The 18,083-nt window shown below is 62.2% G+C and carries 21 protein-coding genes and 1 pseudogene; 10 read left to right on the plus strand and 12 right to left on the minus strand.

Going from position 1 to position 18,083, the window contains the following annotated elements; genetic code table 11:
• Positions 1 to 27: 27 nt before the first annotated feature.
• Positions 28 to 357: a transcriptional regulator SutA gene (gene sutA / locus AACY25_RS13690; protein ID WP_090254597.1), complete on the plus strand. Its 330-nt coding sequence runs from the start codon at positions 28 to 30 to the stop codon at positions 355 to 357.
• A 147-nt stretch (positions 358 to 504) separates the two neighbouring features.
• Here the strand turns inward: sutA and AACY25_RS13695 are convergent, their stop codons facing one another.
• The 6 genes from AACY25_RS13695 to lptM are packed head-to-tail and all read right to left on the minus strand — an operon-like array spanning position 505 to position 5,100.
• The gene (locus tag AACY25_RS13695) at positions 505 to 1,200 is read right to left on the minus strand and encodes an HAD family hydrolase (protein WP_339525238.1); all 696 of its coding nucleotides are present in this window, start codon (positions 1,198 to 1,200) and stop codon (positions 505 to 507) included.
• Complete coding sequence (xerC, locus tag AACY25_RS13700; protein ID WP_339525240.1) at positions 1,197 to 2,093, minus strand: tyrosine recombinase XerC; 897 nt, start codon at positions 2,091 to 2,093, stop codon at positions 1,197 to 1,199. The genes AACY25_RS13695 and xerC overlap by 4 nt, the downstream gene beginning before the upstream one ends.
• A 41-nt stretch (positions 2,094 to 2,134) precedes the next feature.
• Positions 2,135 to 2,833 (minus strand): DUF484 family protein, encoded by a 699-nt coding sequence (locus AACY25_RS13705; RefSeq protein WP_339525242.1) that lies wholly within the window; start codon positions 2,831 to 2,833, stop codon positions 2,135 to 2,137.
• A complete protein-coding gene (dapF, locus tag AACY25_RS13710) occupies positions 2,830 to 3,660 on the minus strand; it encodes a diaminopimelate epimerase (protein ID WP_339525243.1) in 831 nt (276 codons plus the stop codon). Before dapF ends, AACY25_RS13705 begins: the two co-directional genes overlap by 4 nt.
• 12 nt (positions 3,661 to 3,672) lie before the next feature.
• A complete protein-coding gene (lysA, locus tag AACY25_RS13715) occupies positions 3,673 to 4,926 on the minus strand; it encodes a diaminopimelate decarboxylase (protein WP_339525244.1) in 1,254 nt (417 codons plus the stop codon).
• 9 nt (positions 4,927 to 4,935) lie between these two features.
• The gene (lptM, locus tag AACY25_RS13720; protein ID WP_339525245.1) at positions 4,936 to 5,100 is read right to left on the minus strand and encodes an LPS translocon maturation chaperone LptM; all 165 of its coding nucleotides are present in this window, start codon (positions 5,098 to 5,100) and stop codon (positions 4,936 to 4,938) included.
• Between the two features lie 146 nt (positions 5,101 to 5,246).
• On the opposite strand from lptM, the gene AACY25_RS13725 reads away from it, so the two are divergent.
• The 5 genes from AACY25_RS13725 to AACY25_RS13745 all read left to right on the plus strand — a co-directional run bounded on the left by AACY25_RS13725 (position 5,247) and on the right by AACY25_RS13745 (position 8,228).
• Positions 5,247 to 6,287 carry an AraC family transcriptional regulator gene (locus AACY25_RS13725; protein WP_339525247.1) on the plus strand — a complete coding sequence of 347 codons (1,041 nt, stop codon included), beginning with the start codon at positions 5,247 to 5,249 and terminating at the stop codon, positions 6,285 to 6,287.
• A gap of 52 nt (positions 6,288 to 6,339) precedes the next feature.
• Positions 6,340 to 6,672: an iron donor protein CyaY gene (gene cyaY / locus AACY25_RS13730; protein WP_339525249.1), complete on the plus strand. Its 333-nt coding sequence runs from the start codon at positions 6,340 to 6,342 to the stop codon at positions 6,670 to 6,672.
• Positions 6,653 to 6,859: a DUF1289 domain-containing protein gene (locus tag AACY25_RS13735; RefSeq protein WP_339525251.1), complete on the plus strand. Its 207-nt coding sequence runs from the start codon at positions 6,653 to 6,655 to the stop codon at positions 6,857 to 6,859. The genes cyaY and AACY25_RS13735 overlap by 20 nt, the downstream gene beginning before the upstream one ends.
• Positions 6,860 to 6,977: 118 nt before the next feature.
• Positions 6,978 to 7,388, plus strand: coding sequence for a nucleoside diphosphate kinase regulator (gene rnk / locus AACY25_RS13740; protein WP_339525253.1), 411 nt, complete (start codon positions 6,978 to 6,980; stop codon positions 7,386 to 7,388).
• A 39-nt stretch (positions 7,389 to 7,427) separates the two neighbouring features.
• Complete coding sequence (locus tag AACY25_RS13745; protein WP_339525254.1) at positions 7,428 to 8,228, plus strand: lipase family protein; 801 nt, start codon at positions 7,428 to 7,430, stop codon at positions 8,226 to 8,228.
• Here AACY25_RS13745 and AACY25_RS13750 read toward each other — a convergent pair whose 3' ends face one another.
• The 6 genes from AACY25_RS13750 to argH all read right to left on the minus strand — a co-directional run bounded on the left by AACY25_RS13750 (position 8,229) and on the right by argH (position 14,190).
• The gene (locus tag AACY25_RS13750) at positions 8,229 to 11,084 is read right to left on the minus strand and encodes a class I adenylate cyclase (protein ID WP_339525255.1); all 2,856 of its coding nucleotides are present in this window, start codon (positions 11,082 to 11,084) and stop codon (positions 8,229 to 8,231) included.
• A 177-nt stretch (positions 11,085 to 11,261) separates the two neighbouring features.
• A complete protein-coding gene (locus AACY25_RS13755) occupies positions 11,262 to 11,507 on the minus strand; it encodes a TIGR02647 family protein (RefSeq protein WP_339411531.1) in 246 nt (81 codons plus the stop codon).
• Positions 11,508 to 11,684: 177 nt separating this feature from the next.
• Positions 11,685 to 11,954: a hypothetical protein gene (locus AACY25_RS13760; RefSeq protein WP_339525256.1), complete on the minus strand. Its 270-nt coding sequence runs from the start codon at positions 11,952 to 11,954 to the stop codon at positions 11,685 to 11,687.
• Between the two features lie 81 nt (positions 11,955 to 12,035).
• Positions 12,036 to 12,515, minus strand: a complete 480-nt coding sequence (locus tag AACY25_RS13765) for a GNAT family N-acetyltransferase (RefSeq protein ID WP_339525257.1) — start codon at positions 12,513 to 12,515, stop codon at positions 12,036 to 12,038.
• 6 nt (positions 12,516 to 12,521) lie between these two features.
• A complete protein-coding gene (locus AACY25_RS13770) occupies positions 12,522 to 12,764 on the minus strand; it encodes a hypothetical protein (RefSeq protein ID WP_339525258.1) in 243 nt (80 codons plus the stop codon).
• A gap of 31 nt (positions 12,765 to 12,795) precedes the next feature.
• Positions 12,796 to 14,190: an argininosuccinate lyase gene (gene argH, locus AACY25_RS13775; RefSeq protein ID WP_339525259.1), complete on the minus strand. Its 1,395-nt coding sequence runs from the start codon at positions 14,188 to 14,190 to the stop codon at positions 12,796 to 12,798.
• A 254-nt stretch (positions 14,191 to 14,444) separates the two neighbouring features.
• On the opposite strand from argH, the gene AACY25_RS13780 reads away from it, so the two are divergent.
• The 4 genes and pseudogenes from AACY25_RS13780 to AACY25_RS13795 all read left to right on the plus strand — a co-directional run.
• Positions 14,445 to 15,527, plus strand: a complete 1,083-nt coding sequence (locus AACY25_RS13780) for a sensor histidine kinase (RefSeq protein WP_339525260.1) — start codon at positions 14,445 to 14,447, stop codon at positions 15,525 to 15,527.
• Positions 15,524 to 16,270, plus strand: a complete 747-nt coding sequence (locus tag AACY25_RS13785; RefSeq protein WP_339411541.1) for a LytR/AlgR family response regulator transcription factor — start codon at positions 15,524 to 15,526, stop codon at positions 16,268 to 16,270. Before AACY25_RS13780 ends, AACY25_RS13785 begins: the two co-directional genes overlap by 4 nt.
• Before the next feature lie 90 nt (positions 16,271 to 16,360).
• Positions 16,361 to 17,299 (plus strand): hydroxymethylbilane synthase, encoded by a 939-nt coding sequence (gene hemC, locus AACY25_RS13790; RefSeq protein ID WP_339525261.1) that lies wholly within the window; start codon positions 16,361 to 16,363, stop codon positions 17,297 to 17,299.
• 11 nt (positions 17,300 to 17,310) lie between these two features.
• Positions 17,311 to 18,051 (plus strand): annotated as a pseudogene (locus AACY25_RS13795) (uroporphyrinogen-III synthase); the annotation flags it as partial.
• Positions 18,052 to 18,083 lie beyond the last annotated feature (32 nt).

Genomic DNA, 18,083 nt, shown 5'->3' on the forward strand with positions numbered 1-18,083 from the left:
GCTTTTCGCAAGTCATGAGGTTGGAACATGAGCGACGAAGATCTGGAACACGATGAATTAGAAGGCGCCGACGAAGACGAAGGCGAGGAGCTGGCTGCCGCCGATGATGGCGATAGCAGCGATGATGGTGACGGCGACGATGAAGTCGTACCCGCCAGCAAAAGCAAAAAAGCCAAAGCCGCCGTCGACGTAGAAGAACTGCCGAGCATCGAAGCCAAGCAGAAAGAGCGTGATGCGCTGGCCCGTGCCATGGAAGAGTTCCTCTCCCGTGGTGGCAAGGTGCAGGAAGTCGAGCCTAACGTGGTCTCCGATCCGCCCAAGAAGCCGGATAGCAAATACGGCAGCCGCCCTATTTAAGCGCTTGCCGTAAAAGTAAAAAGCCCGCAGGCCATAAGCCTGCGGGCTTTTTTGTTTCTGAGGCCTTGTTAAGGCAGATGGCTTTGTAGGGTGGATGACGCTTTATCCATCCACTCATCGTCGGTCGGAGCCGCGCGTCTTGTCAGCCTACGCCCAGCTATGCAGCAATGCCGGAAGCTCCGCCAGGCTGCGGATCTGCCCATCCGGGATGTATTCAGCCTCCCAGTCCTTGCCCAGGGGGTTGAACCAGATAGCGCGTAGGCCGGCAGCCTGCGCGCCGCCGATATCGTCGCTGGGGTGATCGCCGATATGCACGGCGTGCTCCGCGGCGATTCCCGCGCGCTTCAGCGCTTCGGTAAAAGGTTTCGGGTCGGGTTTGCCGACGCCCAGCTCCTCGGCGCACAGGGCGAACTGGAAGTAGTCGGCCAGCCCTAGGCGGCGCACATCGGCATTGCCGTTAGTGATGACTCCGAGCTGGAAACGATTGGCTAGGGCTTCGAGCGTGGGATGGACCTCAGCGAACAACTGGACCTGATGGCGTGCGGCGAGAAATACCTGAAAGCCGGCTTCGGCTAGCGCCTGCGCATCGGCATTGGCATAACCGGCATCTGTCAGGGCGTGCAACAGAATGCGTCTACGCAGTTCGCTCAGGCGATGCTTGAGCATCGGTTCGGCTTGCAGCAAGGTGGCGCGAATCGCCCACAGGTGTTCCACCGGCACCGCGCCCAGGCGCGGCGCATGCATCGCCAGCCAGTTGCGCAGCGCCGCTTCGGCGTCCTGCATCACCGGGGTGACATCCCACAGGGTGTCGTCAAGGTCGAAGGTGATCAGCTGAATGCTCATTCTGTGCTGCCTTTGCGTTTGGCCCTGGGGTGCGCCTGGTCGTAAACCGTGGCCAAGTGCTGGAAGTCCAGGTGGGTGTAGACCTGGGTGGTGGCGATATCAGCGTGGCCGAGCAGCTCTTGCACTGCGCGCAGATCCTGCGACGACTCCAGCATATGGCTGGCGAAGCTGTGCCGCAGCATATGCGGATGCAGGTGCTGGCCCAGCTCACGCACACCGGCCTGGCGCACGCGCAGTTGCACCGCGCGCGGGCCGATACGCCGGCCCTGCTGGCTGATAAATACCGCGCCATCTGCTGGGTTGGCCAGTGCGCGCAGCGGCAGCCATTGCTCCATCGCTTCACGCGCCATGCGCCCAAGAGGCAGCTCGCGGGTCTTGTTGCCTTTGCCGAGTACCCGGACCAGTCCGGCAGGGAGGTCGAGTCCGTCCAGGTTGAGGCCGACCAGCTCTGACAGGCGCAGGCCCGATGAGTAGAACAGCTCGAGCATGGCGTGGTCGCGGCGGGCAATAAAGTCGTCTTCCAGCGCGCCATCGAGCAGCTGCGCGGTGCGGTCGGCGTCGAGGGTTTTCGGCAGGCGACGTTCGCCCTTGGGTGGCATCAGGCCGCTGGCTGGATCACTCTGGCAATGGCCCTCGCGAATCAGGTAACGGTACAGGCCGCGGGTAGCCGAGAGTAGGCGCGCCAGGCTGCGGCTCGACTGACCCTGCATATTCAGGCGACCGACCATACGACGCAGGCGCGCGGTGTCGAGTGCCGCCCAGCTATTGATCTGCTCTTGGTTGCAGAACCCTAGCAGTGTGCTCAGGTCATGGCGGTAGCCGGTCAGGGTGTGAGGGGAAAGCTGGCGCTCGCTGCGCAGGTGTTCTAGGTAGGCATCCAATAGGTCTTGCATGGAAGCTCCCTGTGGTGTGCATCAGTGCGATGCTTACGGCATTAGCGTACCGAGCGAAGGGGCGTGGCAAAGCCCGGCACCACACGGCCCAGAACCTCGGCGATATAACCGAGGAACAAGGTGCCCAGTGAGCTTTTGTAGTGCTGCGGGTCGGCGCTACCAATCGCCAGCACGCCATGCAGGCCTTGATAGTTAATGCCCACCACGGCCGCTGAGCCGACCTGCGCGCCGTCTTCGCTGCCAAACAGGAAGTTCAGCTCATGCTCGCGCAGCACGCCGCAAATGGTTTTGCCGCCGGCCAATAGACTGCCGATGGCTTGATGTGCTTCGGCGCTACTGACCGAACGGCCGACGGGTAGCGGCGCGTCGCTGAACAGAATCAGGCTAACGAAGGGCACCTGGAACTCACTGCGCAGGCTGTCTTCGACGCAACTGACCACACCTTCCAGACTATTGGCGTCGAGCAAGTCGAGCACTAGCCGGCGGGTTTTGTCGAACAGGCGATCGTTATCGCGGGCCACGTCCATCAGTTGCGAGAGACGATGACGCATCTCGATATTGCGCTCGCGCAGCAGTTTCACCTGGCGTTCGACCAGCGATACGGTATCGCCGCGCTGGTGCGGAATGCGCAGCTCCGGAATCAACTCATCGTGGTCGATAAAGAATTCCGGATGCAGGCGCAGGTACGCGGCAACTGTTTCCGAATCCAGTGGCTTGGGTGAATCCTGCTTGTCGGTCATAAACGAACCTGTCCTTCGTACACACGTACTGCGGGTCCGGTCATCATAACGGGCTGGCCGGGGCCTGCCCACTCGATACTCAGTTTGCCGCCGGGCAGTTCGAGCTGCACCGGTGAATCCATCCAGCCCTGGCTAATCGCCGCGACCGCCGCAGCGCAGGCCCCGGTACCGCAGGCCTGGGTTTCCCCGGCGCCGCGCTCCCAAACGCGCAGCTTGGCTTGCCTGCGGTCGACTACTTGCAGAAAGCCGACGTTGACCCGCTGTGGGAAGCGCGAATGGTGTTCGAGTTTTGGCCCCAAGCTGTGCACCGGCGCGTTGTCGACGCTGTCGACGCGCAGCACGGCATGCGGGTTGCCCATGGACACGGCGGCCAGCTCAACGGCCTGCCCGTCGACAGCCACGCTGTAGCTCAGCGCCTGCTGTTCGGCCTGGAACGGGATATCGGCCGGCACCAGGCGCGGTGCGCCCATATTTACGCTGATCTGCCCGTCGTTGCGCACGTCCAGCTCGATAATGCCGCCCTTGGTTTCCACGCGGATCTGTTTCTTCACGGTCAGGCGCTTGTCCAGCACGAAGCGGGCGAAGCAGCGTGCGCCGTTGCCGCACTGCTCTACTTCCGAACCGTCGGCATTGAAGATGCGGTAGCGGAAATCCACGTCCGGGTTGCTTGGCGGCTCGACCAGCAGCAGCTGATCGAAGCCCACGCCGGTGTGGCGGTCGCCCCACTGCTTGGCGTTCTTCGGCTGGATATGCGCGTGCTGGCTGACCAGGTCGAGGACCATAAAGTCGTTGCCGAGGCCGTGCATCTTGGTAAAGCGCAATAACATCGCCTTGTCCTTTTAGCTCGCGGGCGGCAGGCAGCTTTCGCCTGCAAAGAGTTCGCTGAGCGTCTCACGGCGACGCACTTCGAAGGCCTGTTCACCATCCACCATCACCTCGGCGGCGCGGCCGCGGGTGTTGTAGTTGGAGCTCATGACAAATCCGTAAGCGCCGGCCGAACGCACCGCTAGCAGGTCGCCTTCGGCCAGGGCCAATTGGCGATCCTTGGCGAGGAAGTCGCCGGTTTCGCAGATCGGTCCGACGATGTCGTAGTTGCGCGTCGCACCGTCGCGCGGCTGCACGGCCACCACTTCCATCCAGGCCTGGTACAGGGCCGGGCGGATCAGGTCGTTCATCGCCGCGTCGACGATGGCGAAGTCCTTGTGCTCGGTGTGCTTGAGGTACTCGACCTGGGTCAGCAATACGCCCGCGTTGGCGACAATCGAACGGCCCGGCTCGAACACCAGGGCCAGGTCGCGGCCAGCAATGCGTTCACGCACGGCCTTGATGTAATCGCCGGCCAATGGCGGCTGCTCATCGCGGTACTGCACGCCGAGGCCGCCACCCAGATCCAGGTGCTTGATGCGGATGCCGTCGGCGGCGAGCTGATCAATCAGCGCGAGCAGGCGGTCGAGGGCATCGAGAAACGGCGGCAATGTGGTCAGCTGTGAGCCGATATGGCAATCAACACCCACTACCTGCAGGTTTGGCAGCGCAGCAGCGCGGGCATAAACAGCTGGGGCCTGCTCGATGTCGATGCCGAACTTGTTTTCTTTCAGACCGGTGGAAATGTACGGGTGGGTGCCGGCATCGACGTCCGGGTTGACCCGCAGCGAGATCGCCGCAGTCTTGCCCAGCTCGGCGGCGACGATTTGCAGGCGCTCCAGCTCGTCGGTGGATTCGACATTGAAGCAGTGCACGCCTACTTCCAGGGCGCGGCGCATGTCGTCACGGCTTTTGCCAACCCCGGAGAAGACGATTTTGCTCGGCTCGCCACCGGCGCTGAGTACGCGCTCCAGCTCGCCGCGGGAGACGATGTCGAAGCCAGCGCCGAGGCGTGCCAGGACATTCAGCACGCCGATATTGGAGTTGGCTTTCACCGCAAAACACACCAGATGCGGCATGCCCTGCAGGGCATCGGCATAGGCGCGGTACTGCGCTTCGATGTGCGCACGCGAGTAGACGTAGGTCGGCGTACCGAAGCGTTGGGCGATGGCGGACAACGCCACGCCTTCCGCGAACAGCGCACCGTCGCGGTAGTTGAAGGCGTTCATAAGCTGTCCTTATTCGGTCTGTGCAGCTTCGGCTGCTGGTTCAGCCGCAGGCTCGGCCTCTACGGGCACGGGAGCGCTTTCTTCCGGCAGAAACAGCGGGCCTTTCTGGCCACAGCCAGCGAGCAGTGTGCTCAGTGCAACCACAGTGAAAAGGGCAGTAAATAGCCGCTTCATGGTGAAATCCCTGTAATAAAGCATAGATGCGCCGGAGTATACCGGCCCCCCGGCAGCTTGCCTATGCGCCGGGCTCCCGTCGGGCGGGGCTTTGCCTGTATCTTTGGTGAAGCCTTTGCATCCATCGCCAGCGATCAGGAGACTGGATGGACAACCCTGTACCCGTGAGCAGCTCGGTTTCCGTTGCCTACCTGCAAGGTTTGCTCGATTACCTAGCGCGCCAGGGCGTCGACAGCGCTGAGCTGCTGGAGCGGGTGCAGCTCGGCCCGCAGACTCTTGCTCAGCGAGATCAGCGCATCGCCGCCAGCACCTACCTGGAGCTGCTCGGCCATGGCGTACGGCTGACCGGTGATGAGCAGTTGGGATTGCACCTGGGCGAGGCGGTGCGCCCCGGTTATTACGGCGTGCTCGGTTACCTGATCATGAGCTGCGCGACCCTCGCCGATGCTCTGCATCGTCAGGCGCGCTACGCCGCGCTGGTCGGTAACCTGGGCCAGGTTGATCTTGCCGATGAGCCACCGCGCCCAGGACTGGAGCCGCAGGTGGCACACAGCTGGCAGCCGCTATTGCCGCAACAGAAACGTCAGCTCAGCGAAGAAACTCTGGCCGGCTGGGTAACCTTTGGCCACTGGATCAGCGGCCTGGATATTCCGCCGACCGAGGTGCGCTTCCAGCATGCGGCGCCGGCGGATACCTCGGAATATCAGCGAATTTTCCGCTGCCCGGTGCTGTTCGATCAGGCCGATAATGCCCTGGTATTCCCCAAGCGCCTGCTCGCCACGCCACTCGGCCAGGCTGATGCCCAGGTGCGGCTGATGCTCGATGCCTATGCTGATCGTCTGCTCGGTGAGATTCAGCAGGGCCATAGCGTGCTCGACCGCGCGCGCCTGGAATTGTCCCGCCAGCTGCCGGAAGTGGGTGCCGATCTGCAGCAAATCGCTGCGCGTTTGGCGCTCAGTCCGCGTACCCTGCAGCGGCGTTTGCGCGAAGCCGGGTTATCCTTCAATCAGTTGGTGGATGAAACCCGCCAGCAGCTGGTGTTGCATTACCTGCGCGACCCGGCGCTGGAACTGGCAGAAATCGCCTTCCTGGTCGGCTTTAGCGAGCCCGGCTCACTGGCCCGCGCGTTTCGCCGCTGGACGGGGCAAAGCCCAGGCGAATATCGCCGCCAACTGAAAGATCATTAATCACCGCAGCCCAAGACTTTTGCAGTCGCTGAATTTTTTGAGGTAAGTCGTAATGAGTTTGACCGAAGCCCGCTTTCACGATCTGGTCGATGCCACCCAGCAGGCGGTGGAAGATATTTTCGATGACAGCGACCTGGATCTAGATCTGGAAAACTCCGCTGGGGTGCTGACTGTGCGTTTTGAAAACGGCACTCAGCTGATCTTCAGCCGTCAGGAGCCGCTGCGCCAGCTGTGGCTGGCGGCGCGTTCGGGCGGCTTCCACTTCGATTACGACCAGGCCAGCGAGCGTTGGATCTGCGACAGCAGCGACGAGCTGTTGGGCGAAATGCTGGCGCGTATCACCCTGGAACAATCCGGTGCCGACCTTGAGTTCGAAGAACTCTGACAGCGCGGGCCAGGAGGTCGCCTCGCCCTGCCGTCGCCAGTGCTGTCTGGATGATCATGATATCTGCCTGGGCTGTGGCCGCACGCTGCAGGAGATTCTTGATTGGAGCAAGGCTGACATGGCGGGCAAACGCAGCATCTGTGCGGCTGCCGAAGCACGCTTGCAACAGCGTAACGCCGCACTCTGACCGAGCGGTCTTGTTTATTTAAGTAGCTGTGGTACGGTCAGCCCAAGCCCTGCAAAACCCCGTCTTCATGATGGGGTTTTGCTTTTTTCACGATCCGTAAAGGGGACATACCCGCACCATGACCAGCACACCTTCGCTCACTATCACCCGTCTCGACCTGCAGCGCCTGGAGCATCTGCTCGACAGCCTGGACGACTTCGGTCCCAGTGCCGCCGCCTTGCAGGCCGAACTGGACCGTGCCGACGTGGTTGGCCATGACGAGGTGCCAGCCGGGGTGGTGACCATGAATTCGCGGGTGCATTGCCGTGAAGAAAGCAGCGGCAAGGATTACCACCTGACCCTGGTTTACCCGCAGGACGCCGGCGGCGAAGGCTGTGTGTCGGTGCTGGCACCGGTCGGCACGGCGCTGCTGGGGCTGTCTGTGGGCCAGCATATCGACTGGGCCGCGCCCGGCGGCAAAGTGCTCAAATTGACCCTGCTGGCGGTGGAATATCAGCCGGAAGCGGCCGGTGAATACAGCCGCGCCTAGTCTAGAGTAGAGCTACGCCAATCTCGGCACGGAGGCCGTATGTCCAGTCTACCCCTGTACTTCCCGCAAGGATTTGACCTTTCCCGGGCGCTGCAATGCGCGCAGTTGGTCAGTTTCGCCTACGACCAATACAGCCAGTGGCAAGCTCAGCAGCGCCCGCGGCGGCCCCAGGATTTCACCTGGCAGCCGCCTGCGTTGCCCGGCTGGGGCTTTTCCGCGCCAATCTGGAGTGTGCTCAGCGAGCTGCACTTTCTCAACGAGTCGGAGCCCTTCGGCTTCGCCGCGCGTGATCCGCAGGGCGAGGTCTATCTGGTGTTTCGCGGCACAGACACGGCGCAGGACTGGCTGGATGATCTGGACGCCGATCAGCGCGCTTACCCCTGGCAAGCGGGCCTGGGCAATGTGCATGACGGCTTTCTCAAGCTCTACACCTCACTGCGCGACCAGGCCTTGCAGGCTGTCGATACTCAGCAGCCCAACGGCCCGCTGTGGGTGTGTGCACACAGCCTGGGTGGTGCGCTCTCCAGCCTGGCAGTGCTGGATATGCGCGAGCGTTGGCCTGACTTGCCTTTACAGCACTACAGCTTTGCCAGCCCGCGCTTGGCCGCTGCGGATTTTGCCGTCTACTACAACGGGCTGCAGGTGCCGACCTTCCGCGTGGTGAATGACAGTGATCTGGTCCCTGAGGTACCGCCCGGGGTTACCGGTAGATGGTTGTATCAGCACCTGGGGCTGGCGGTGACCTTCAGCGCCAGCTACGCCTCGGTGGGCGACAATCACAGCCTGGCCGGTTGTTACCTGTACGCCTTGCAGAACCCACAGGCGCCGATGCGCGGCTGATCAGGCCTTCTGCAGTGCCTGATTCAGCGCCGCTTCCAGGCGGCTCTTGTAGCGCAGGTAATGCACGCTCTGCATATGCCCTTCGCCGAGTACCGCCGACAGGTCGAGGTCGGTGATATAGCAGGGGTAGCGCGCGCCATCGCGGCGTTGCGCGAGGATGTGCTGGGCGACCGCGGCGAACAGGTCGCCGGCGTATTCCAGCTCGGAAAATTCGCGGTGATTACAGTACAGGGTGACGTGCGAGCGCTTGTGGTCCGCCGGCTCGACGATGGCCTGCACGTCATAGAACGGATGGCTGATCGGCGATAGCGGCGGCGGTCGGCGTTCCAGGCGTTGGGCGCGCAGCGGCGCATCCGGCAGTACCTGGTAATACAACACCTCCAGCGGCTGATGCGCCGGCAGGTTATCCAGTGGCAGCAGGGCGTTGCGCCGGTACAGCACCGATTGCAGAAAGCGTTGCAACGGCGTCAGCAGGCTTTGTTCATCACGGAACGGCATCTGCTGGCGCCACAGCGCGTTGTGCTCGTCGAGCACGCTGAGTTCGGCCGTGGCGCTGCCTTCGTTCAGCCGGTAGAACACCTGAATGCACTGCGGTCGGCCGAGCGGAAGGATCAGCGCCAGGTCTTCACCTTCCAGAGCGCTGCGATCCAGATGCAGTTCGCTGTAGCCGGGCAGCTCCTCGCCCAAGTGTTCGATCAGTGTGGGCAGGTCTTTCAGGCTGGTGTGGTTGACGTGGCCGGGCTTCAGTTCGAGTACGTGGTAGCGCTGCTTGATCTGCAGCAGGTAGCGGTTGGCCTGTTCGCTGCTGAAGCTGCCGAGGGTTTCGCGGAACAGCTCTTCGACCCGTTCGGCAATCGCCGTGGCGCGGTTGCGGCAGAAGCAGCGCACCCGCAGATTGGGTTTGCGGCCGCTGGCGGGCAGAGCGTTGAGGAAGTCTCGCAGGCAGTCGAGCAGTGCATGCGGGCCGTCATAGCGGGTTACCAGCAGCTCGTTCCAGCTGTTCAGGGTGACCTGTTCGATGGTCAGAATCAGGTTCTCGCGCACCCCGGAGTAGCCCAGCGCATCGGTGCGCTCGGTGGTCATGTGCATGTTCATCTGGCTGAACTGCTTGAGCGGGTCGATGCCGACGTTGACCAACAGCAGCACTTCACCGGGCACGCTGGCGCTGAGCAGGGCGGCTTCATCCACCGCCGGCAAAGGCAGCGGCACTACTTGCTGCAGGCTGCTGAGCAGGTTGGACAGTTCGTATTCGGTCAGGTCGCTGGAGCCTGGGTGCAGTGACAGCCGCGTGCTGTTGTCGATCACGCCATTGCGCTGGCACCAGGCGAGCAGTTCGATCAGCTCGCGCGAGCGCTTGAGCGGCGAGAAGTCTTCCAGGTCCTGAGCGTTGACGCTGCCGCTGTAGAGCGCCCATAGCGTTTCATTGGGCTCGTCCGGGCTGGGGCTCTGCGCCAGGGTCAGGGTGTCTTCGGCGAGGTCCGGGGCGATGCCCGGGTTGATAAATTCGATCTTGCCGGCCTTGCGCTCGAAGGCAGCGTACAGGCGGCGGCCGAGGATGCCCAGGTCGCGGCTGTTGAGCGAGCTGCCGGCATGTTCGCTGCGGGAAAATTCCGAGAGAAAGCGGTAGCTGTAGGTCAGCTCGTTGACCAGCATGCGCCGTTCGGCGCTGACCTGGCGCACCTTCCACTGGCTGCGGCTGTCGAGCATCGCCAGCTGGCGGCTGTCCCAGTTCCAGTCACGGGTCAGGCGCTCCAGCAGCAGGCGCTGCCAGCTTTTGCGGTTGTTGCGCGGCGGGCGGCTGAGCTTCTTGTCGACCTTGAGATATAGGCAGCGGCGGATCAGCTCCAGGCGCTCATGCTCGCCACGGGCCTTGAGGTATTCCTCCAGGCGCCGGTAGACCACGATATAGGGGTCGAGCTCATCGACGTCCAGGCGATTGGCGAACACCGCCTGCTTGAAACGCAGCGACAGGCATTCGACCTTGGGGTGTTCGCTGGCGTAGACCTCGGTAAGCAGCAACTTGAGCACCGACTTGTACGGCGACTCGATGCCCTTAAACAGTTGCCACATGCCGGCGCCGATAAACTCTTCCGGTGGAATACGTGCCAGGTGGCCGAGGTCGAGCACGTCCTCAGCGCGGATAAAACGCTTGGCCAGCAAGGTGCCGGTGTAGTGCTGGTAGCGCTGCTCTTCATACACCGGCACCAACCACCACAGCGGCGTGCGCCCGCCCAGCCAGATGGCGGTGCGGTAGAACTCGTCTAGTAGCAGGTAGTGCTGGGTGGTGCCGCAGTCGTCCGAGGTCAGTTGCGCTTCGCGTTCGCCCTGGGTGAAACGGGCCGGGTCGATCAGAAAGAAATGCGCTTCGGCGCCGAAGGTGGCCGCCCAGCTTTCCAGCAGCGCGCACTTCTTGTTCAGTTCATGCAGCTGCTGCTGGCTTAGGTCGCTGGCGTGGCAGACCCAGAAATCCATGTCGCTCTGTTCGGCCTGGGCCACGGTGCCGAGGCTGCCCATCAGAAACAGGCCGTGGATCGGCAGCGCCTGTTTGCCGCGATACGGCTTGTAGGCGAATGAGCGGGTCAGCCGCTGCACTTCGGAGAGCAGTTCGTCATCCGGCTCGAAGCCACTGAGGCCGGCCGGAGTCAGCCCGGAAACATAGCCCGGCAGCAGCGGGTGATTAACGTGGAACAGCAGTGGCAACAGCTTGAGCACCAGCTGCTGGCGCGTCGACAGCGCCTGCATGGCGCGTTGTAAACGGCCCTGGTTGAGCTTGAGGAAGCGCGCACGCAGCTGAGTCAGTACCTTGCGGTCGATACCGTCTTCAATGTCTGGGCGAATTTCCTCGGTACGACTCATGCTCAGGCTCTGCAGGGCGGTGCGTGATCATGCCTTGCCAGATGGCTGGCGGGCTGCGGTGAATACTGGGTTATCGCCTGCGTTGCGGGCAGCTTGAGGAAGCCGTTGCAACGCAGGCTAGGTTGGCTCAGAAGCGGTATTGATCGCGCTCTAGTTGACGAGATTTGCGGGTGCTTCTTAGGCCGCTTCAGTCACATTGAGAATGGTCAGCAGAGTTTGCGCGTGTTCGGCGGCGTCGAGGCCCAGGCTGGTCAGATAACCGCCGTCTGGCTGGTTGATCAGGCCTTTATCGTGCAGGCGTTGAGCGGCGGCAATCGCCGAGGGGGTGGCGGTGTGGTGAACCTTGATTCCTTCCTGAGTGGTACCCAGGTTGAACAGCGCGAGGATTTCCAGTTCGGCAATCAGTTCAGAGGTAAAGGCCATAAGTACTCCAGCTTCTTGTTTTAGTGAGCTGCGGCCGGCGGCGGCAGCACCCGCTGCGGTAAATCGGCTGAAACAACAGGCAGCCTGCGAAGGCAGTGTAGTGAAGCCCCAGGCAGTCTGCTGTGACCTGATGCTGCCAGAAGTTGGCGTGTTGTGGGGTAAATTTTTCCGAGCCGTTTACGGCGCCTGTTCGGGCAGCTCGGGCAGAGCGCGCAGGCCTTGCTCATAGCGGGCGAGATCAAAGGGGCGGTCGTCACGCAGCATGACGTCGATCTCATCGGCCAGCACCAGCGCCATCAATTCGATAATCTCTTCGCGCTCGTAGCCGACCAGGCTCAACTTGTTCAGCACCGCCTGGACAAAGGCCGGTTCGCCGGCTTCCAGCTGGTTTTCGATGGCCTGGACCAGGGTGTCCTGGGCGAAATCTTCGTCGTCTTGTTCACTCATATGCTGCTCCAAAAGGTTGCTGGTCTCAGAGTCTGTTTTGAACGCCGCAGGGCCGACGCGCAGAAGATCGTAAGCAGGTTGTTAGCCTTGGGCAAAATCCAGCAGGGCTTGGCCGGTAAGGCGGTAGATGGTCGATTCGTCCTGCGGGCGGGCGCCGAACGACTGGTAGAACTCAATGGCTGGCTGATTCCAGTCCAGCACGATCCACTCGAAACGGCCACAGTCCTTGGCCACGGCCAGTTGCGCCAGATGCCGCAGCAGGGCTTTGCCCGCGCCCACACCGCGTTTTTTCGGGCTTACGTAGAGGTCTTCAAGGTACAGCCCGTGTTTGCCCAGCCAGGTCGAGTAGTTGAAAAAATACACCGCATAGCCGATGGGCTGGCCCTCATGCTCGCAAATCAGCGCATGAGCATTACTGTCCGGGCCGAACAGGCTTGCCTGGATGCCGGCCACATCGGTTTTTACCTCATGCTCGGCGTTATCGTAGATCGCCAGATCGGTGATAAAGCGCAGAATCAGGGCTGCGTCTTCGGCAGTAGCGGTGCGGATATGCAGGGGCATGGGTACTTATCCGTAGGAAAAAACCAGAAAAGCCAGCGGCAGGCCGACCACACAGAAAATACCGAAGGCGCTGACCCAGCTGCTGCGTGGGTCCAGCGGATCGGCCACGCGTAATGGCAGGCGCGGATAGTGGCCCAGCGTCAGTAGACGCAGAACCAGCCAGCCGCTGGCATAGAAGAGGTAGCTGAAAACCAGCTCCAGTACGACCTCCGCCAGGACAAACAGGCCGCGTAGCAACAGCTCGAACATGGGACGTCCCTTTCCCTTGGTGAGTTGACGATCAGCGCGTCGCCAGCAGTTCCTTGCCACGCACAACAGCCGCACGCACCTGATTCGGTGCGGTGCCGCCGATATGGTTGCGGGCATTCACCGAGCCTTCCAGGGTCAGTACGGCAAACACGTCCTGCTCGATCTGCTCGCTGAACTGGCGCAGTTCTTCCAGGCTCATCTCGGCCAGATCCTTGCCGCTGTCCACGCCGTATTTCACCGCATGGCCAACGATTTCGTGGCAGTCACGGAACGGCAGGCCTTTGCGCACCAGGTAGTCGGCCAGATCGGTGGCGGTGGAGAAGCCGCGCAGCGCCGCTTCACGCATGATCGCGTGCTTGGGCTTGATCGCCGGGATCATGTCGGCAAAGGCGCGCAGGCTGTCGCGCAGGGTGTCGGCGGCGTCGAACAGCGGTTCTTTGTCTTCCTGGTTGTCCTTGTTGTAGGCCAGTGGTTGGCCTTTCATCAGGGTCAGCAGGCCGGTCAGGGCGCCAAACACGCGGCCGGTCTTGCCGCGTACCAGCTCGGGTACGTCGGGGTTTTTCTTTTGCGGCATGATCGAGCTGCCGGTGCAGAAGCGATCGGGCAGGTCGATGAACTGGAATTGTGCGCTGGTCCAGAGCACCAGCTCTTCGGAGAAGCGCGACAGGTGCATCATGGCAATCGAAGCTGCAGCGCAGAACTCGATGGCGAAGTCGCGATCCGATACGCCGTCCAGCGAGTTGCCGCCCACTGCGTCGAAACCGAGCAGTTGTGCGGTGACTTCGCGTTGAATCGGGTAGGTGGTGCCGGCCAGCGCCGCCGAGCCCAGTGGCATGCGGTTGGTGCGCTTGCGGCAATCGACCAGACGCTCGTAATCGCGGCTGAGCATTTCGAACCAGGCCAACAGGTGGTGGCCGAAGGTCACCGGCTGCGCGGTTTGCAGGTGGGTGAAGCCGGGCATGATGGTCTCGGCTTCACGCTCGGCCTGCTCCAGCAAACCCTGCTGCAGGCGGGTGATCTCGGCGAGGATCAGGTCGATCTCGTCGCGCAGCCACAGGCGGATATCGGTAGCGACCTGGTCGTTGCGGCTACGCCCGGTGTGCAGCTTCTTGCCGGTGACGCCGATGCGGTCGGTCAGGCGCGCTTCGATGTTCATGTGCACGTCTTCCAGATCGATGCGCCAGTCGAACTGGCCGGCTTCGATCTCGCCCTGAATCTGCGTCAGGCCGGCGATGATGCTGTCGCGCTCGGCATCGCTCAGCACGCCGACCTTGGCCAGCATGGTGGCATGGGCGATGGAGCCCATAATGTCGTGGCGGTACAGGCGCTTGTCGAATTCGACGGAGGCGGTAAAGCGGGCAACAAAGGCATCGACTGGCTCGCTGAAGCGGCCGCCCCAGGATTGGTTGGTTTTTTCAGTGCTCATGGGCTTCGCTCGGCTGGTGCGCTAAAACGGGCTGGCCGCGCTGGGGCGGCCGGCAAGACGGAAAAGTGCGCCGATAATAACAGGCTGGCCGGCAAATTCGCCGCGTCACGTTGTCGGTGACCGCAGCTAGGCTGCAGTAGAGCAATGTTGCGCCGTTCACAGTTTTGTCGTGGTAGGCGCATTTCGGTGCTTTATTTTGCCCGGTCGCAGCTGTCTATCTTGCTGCTGACGCGGCGCACGCGGAAACTGCGGCGATGAAAATAAAAAGCGCTTTATCAGAAAAACAACCACCACTGGTCGATGACTTCTTCGTCCCCGAACTTTGCCAGCCAGAGGCCCTGCTGAGCATGGTGTTGCTGGCCGAGTTGCTGGTGCTGGTGCTGGTGTTGTCGGAACCCATGCTGCCGGGCTTCGATTGGGTGCGTCTGGCGCTGACATCGTTGTTTGTGCAGTGGATCGTGCTGCTTTCAGCCGCCGTGCTGTGCCGCCTGCGTCCGCTGATGGCGCGTATGCCGGCGGCCACGGCTGGCGCCTTGTGCTGTGCAATTGTGGTCGCCCTGAGCCTGATCTGTACCTCCGTGGCGGATTATTACGAGCTGGGCGGGCCGCTGCCGCGTACCGGTGAGGTCAATCTGTACCTGCGCCATGCCTTGATCAGCCTGATCATGTCGGCGCTGCTGCTGCGTTATTTCTACCTGCAAAGCCAGTGGCGTAAGCAGGAGCAGGCGGAACTGCGTGCACGCATCGAGTCATTGCAGGCGCGTATCCGTCCACACTTTCTGTTCAACAGCCTAAACAGCATCGCCAGCCTGGTGGTGATCGATCCGTACAAGGCCGAGCAGGCGGTGCTGGATCTGTCCGATCTGTTCCGCGCGAGCTTGGCCAAACCCGGGAGCCTGGTGCCCTGGCGGGAAGAGTTGGAGCTGGCACAACGATATTTGTCGATTGAGCGCTATCGGCTCGGCGAGCGTCTACAGTTGCAGTGGGAGATTGTCGATGTGCCGGACGACCTGCCGATTCCACAACTGACTCTGCAGCCCTTACTGGAAAACGCCTTGATTTATGGCATTCAGCCGCGCATTGAGGGTGGTCTGGTGCGGGTCGAGGCGAGTTATCACGAGGGGGTATTTCAGCTGTGCGTGAGCAATCCATACGAACAACTAGGCGAGGAGCCGCCGTCTCGCGGCACGCATCAGGCGCTGACCAATATCGATGCACGGCTAGTGGCACTTTTCGGGCCGCGGGCCAGTCTCAGCGTAGAGCGCCGTGACGGACGCCACTTCACTTGTCTACGCTATCCTTGTGCGAGACCCAAGCAGGAAGCCCGTGCACTATGAATGTCCTGATTGTCGATGATGAACCCCTGGCCCGAGAGCGCCTGAGCCGCATGGTGGGCGAACTCGATGGCTATCGTGTACTTGAACCCGCAGCCAGCAACGGCGAGGAGGCCCTGAGCCTGATCGACAGCCTTAAGCCGGATGTGGTGTTACTGGATATCCGCATGCCTGGCCTGGATGGCCTGCAGGTAGCGGCCAAGCTATGTGAGCGCGAAGCGCCGCCAGCGGTGATTTTTTGTACTGCCCATGATGAGTTTGCCTTGGAAGCCTTTCAGGTCAGCGCCGTGGGTTATCTGGTCAAGCCGGTGCGTGCGGAAAGCCTCAGCGAGGCACTGAAAAAAGCCGAACGGCCCAACCGCGTACAGTTGGCCGCCTTGACCCGCCCGGCAGTGGACAGTGGTGGCGGCCCGCGCAGCCATATCAGTGCGCGCACTCGCAAAGGTATCGAGCTGATTCCGCTGGATCAGGTGATCTACTTTATCGCCGACCACAAATACGTAACCCTGCGTCATGCAGGCGGCGAAGTGCTGTTGGACGAGCCGCTGAAAGCATTGGAAGACGAGTTCGGTGATCGCTTTGTACGTATCCACCGCAATGCCCTGGTTGCGCGTGAACGTATCGAGCGCCTGCAACGCACGCCGCTCGGGCATTTTCAGCTGTTCCTCAAGGGCATGAACGAGGAAGCGCTGATTGTCAGCCGCCGGCATGTTGCCGGGGTGCGCAAGTTAATGCATAACCTCTGACGTATCGGCCAGCCCGGATGACTCCGGGTCGCAGGCCTGATGCGGGCTAGCCTGTTATTATCCCCGGCAGTTCGTTTTCTGGAATTGCCCATGTCTCGCGAAATCCGCATCGCCACCCGTAAAAGTGCCTTGGCCCTGTGGCAGGCCGAACACGTCAAAGCCCGTTTGGAGCAGGCGCACCCTGGCCTCAAGGTCAGCCTGGTGCCCATGGTCAGCCGTGGCGACAAGCTGCTCGACGCGCCGCTGGCGAAGATTGGCGGCAAGGGTCTGTTTGTCAAAGAGCTGGAAACCGCGATGCTGGAGAATCAGGCCGACATCGCCGTGCATTCGATGAAGGATGTGCCGATGGACTTCCCCGAAGGCCTGGGCCTGTACTGCATCTGCGAGCGGGAAGACCCGCGCGATGCCTTCGTTTCCAATACCTATGCCAGCCTCGATGCATTGCCCGCCGGTAGCGTGGTCGGCACTTCCAGTCTGCGCCGTCAGGCCCAGCTGCTGGCGCGCCGTCCGGATCTGAAAATCCAGTTCCTGCGCGGCAACGTCAACACTCGCCTGGCTAAGCTGGATGCCGGTGACTACGACGCCATTATCCTTGCCGCCGCCGGCCTGATTCGCCTGGGTTTCGAAGAGCGCATCCGCTCCTCGATCAGCGCGGAAGACAGCCTGCCTGCGGGTGGTCAGGGCGCGGTGGGCATCGAATGTCGCACTGCCGACAGTGAGATCCATGCCCTGCTGGCGCCTTTGCATCATCGCGATACCGCCGTGCGGGTAACCGCCGAGCGCGCGCTGAACAAACATCTGAATGGGGGTTGCCAGGTGCCAATCGCCTGCTACGCGGTGCTGGAAGGCGAGCAGCTGTGGTTGCGTGGCCTGGTTGGTCAGCCGGATGGTGGTTTGCTGCTGCGGGCGGAAAACCGTGCTCCGGTGGAACAGGCTGAGCAGCTGGGTATGCAGGTGGCCGAAGCCCTGCTGTCCCAGGGCGCCGCGGCCATACTGCAAGCCGTTTACGGCGAGGCTGCTGCCGAGTGACGGGTTGGCGTGTGCTGCTGACCCGGCCGGCTCAGGAGTCGGCCGCGCTGGCGGCAACCTTGGCTGAACAGGGCATCTACAGCAGCAGCTTGCCGCTGCTGGCCATCGAAGCTCTGAGCGAAAGTACCGAGCAACGCGCCCTACTTGCCGATCTGCAGCGCTACAGCGCGGTGATCGTGGTGAGCAAGCCGGCCGCGCGGTTGGGGCTTGATCTGCTGGATCGTGCTCAATCGCCAACGCCTGCCGAGCAACCCTGGTTTAGCGTTGGTGCCGCCACTGCGCAGATTCTCCGTGAGCATGGCCTGCAGGTGCATTACCCCGAGCAGGCTGATGACAGTGAGGCGCTGCTGGCCCTGCCGCAGTTGCAGCAGGCGCTGGCGGCCACCAGCAACCCGCGAGTATTGATCTTGCGCGGCGAGGGTGGCCGAGAGTTACTGGCCGAGCGCTTGCGCGGCCAAGGCGTGCAGGTGGACTATCTGCCACTGTATCGCCGGGTACTGCCGGATTACCCGCCGGCAGCGCTGGTTGAGCGAATCCAGGCTGAACGCCTGAATGCTCTGGTGGTCAGCAGTGGGCAGGGCTTCACGCACATGCGCGAGCTGGCCGCTGACGCCTGGGCCGATCTGGCTCGACTACCCTTGTTTGTACCCAGCCCGCGAGTTGCCGAGATGGCCCGTGCAGCGGGTGCGCAATTTGTTGTGGACTGCCGTGGCGCGAGCGCCGCGGCGTTGCTGACAGCGTTGCAGGCGCAACCTGTCCCGATCTCTGACGCAAAGGATGGATA

The organism is Pseudomonas sp. EA_35y_Pfl2_R111, from assembly GCF_963970955.1.
Taxonomy (GTDB): domain Bacteria; phylum Pseudomonadota; class Gammaproteobacteria; order Pseudomonadales; family Pseudomonadaceae; genus Aquipseudomonas.

Bases quoted from the DNA above. Each gene is read 5' to 3' on its own strand.
- AACY25_RS13745 (WP_339525254.1), top strand. From the start codon at position 7,428: ATGTCCAGTCTACCCCTGTACTTCCCGCAAGGATTTGACCTTTCCCGG.
- cyaY (WP_339525249.1), top strand. From the start codon at position 6,340: ATGAGTTTGACCGAAGCCCGCTTTCACGATCTGGTCGATGCCACCCAG.
- rnk (WP_339525253.1), top strand. From the start codon at position 6,978: ATGACCAGCACACCTTCGCTCACTATCACCCGTCTCGACCTGCAGCGC.
- lptM (WP_339525245.1), bottom strand. From the start codon at position 5,100: ATGAAGCGGCTATTTACTGCCCTTTTCACTGTGGTTGCACTGAGCACA.
- AACY25_RS13780 (WP_339525260.1), top strand. From the start codon at position 14,445: ATGAAAATAAAAAGCGCTTTATCAGAAAAACAACCACCACTGGTCGAT.
- argH (WP_339525259.1), bottom strand. From the start codon at position 14,190: ATGAGCACTGAAAAAACCAACCAATCCTGGGGCGGCCGCTTCAGCGAG.
- AACY25_RS13695 (WP_339525238.1), bottom strand. From the start codon at position 1,200: ATGAGCATTCAGCTGATCACCTTCGACCTTGACGACACCCTGTGGGAT.
- AACY25_RS13765 (WP_339525257.1), bottom strand. From the start codon at position 12,515: ATGCCCCTGCATATCCGCACCGCTACTGCCGAAGACGCAGCCCTGATT.
- AACY25_RS13705 (WP_339525242.1), bottom strand. From the start codon at position 2,833: ATGACCGACAAGCAGGATTCACCCAAGCCACTGGATTCGGAAACAGTT.
- AACY25_RS13785 (WP_339411541.1), top strand. From the start codon at position 15,524: ATGAATGTCCTGATTGTCGATGATGAACCCCTGGCCCGAGAGCGCCTG.
- hemC (WP_339525261.1), top strand. From the start codon at position 16,361: ATGTCTCGCGAAATCCGCATCGCCACCCGTAAAAGTGCCTTGGCCCTG.
- AACY25_RS13750 (WP_339525255.1), bottom strand. From the start codon at position 11,084: ATGAGTCGTACCGAGGAAATTCGCCCAGACATTGAAGACGGTATCGAC.
- lysA (WP_339525244.1), bottom strand. From the start codon at position 4,926: ATGAACGCCTTCAACTACCGCGACGGTGCGCTGTTCGCGGAAGGCGTG.
- AACY25_RS13760 (WP_339525256.1), bottom strand. From the start codon at position 11,954: ATGAGTGAACAAGACGACGAAGATTTCGCCCAGGACACCCTGGTCCAG.
- AACY25_RS13770 (WP_339525258.1), bottom strand. From the start codon at position 12,764: ATGTTCGAGCTGTTGCTACGCGGCCTGTTTGTCCTGGCGGAGGTCGTA.
- AACY25_RS13755 (WP_339411531.1), bottom strand. From the start codon at position 11,507: ATGGCCTTTACCTCTGAACTGATTGCCGAACTGGAAATCCTCGCGCTG.
- AACY25_RS13725 (WP_339525247.1), top strand. From the start codon at position 5,247: ATGGACAACCCTGTACCCGTGAGCAGCTCGGTTTCCGTTGCCTACCTG.
- dapF (WP_339525243.1), bottom strand. From the start codon at position 3,660: ATGTTATTGCGCTTTACCAAGATGCACGGCCTCGGCAACGACTTTATG.
- sutA (WP_090254597.1), top strand. From the start codon at position 28: ATGAGCGACGAAGATCTGGAACACGATGAATTAGAAGGCGCCGACGAA.
- xerC (WP_339525240.1), bottom strand. From the start codon at position 2,093: ATGCAAGACCTATTGGATGCCTACCTAGAACACCTGCGCAGCGAGCGC.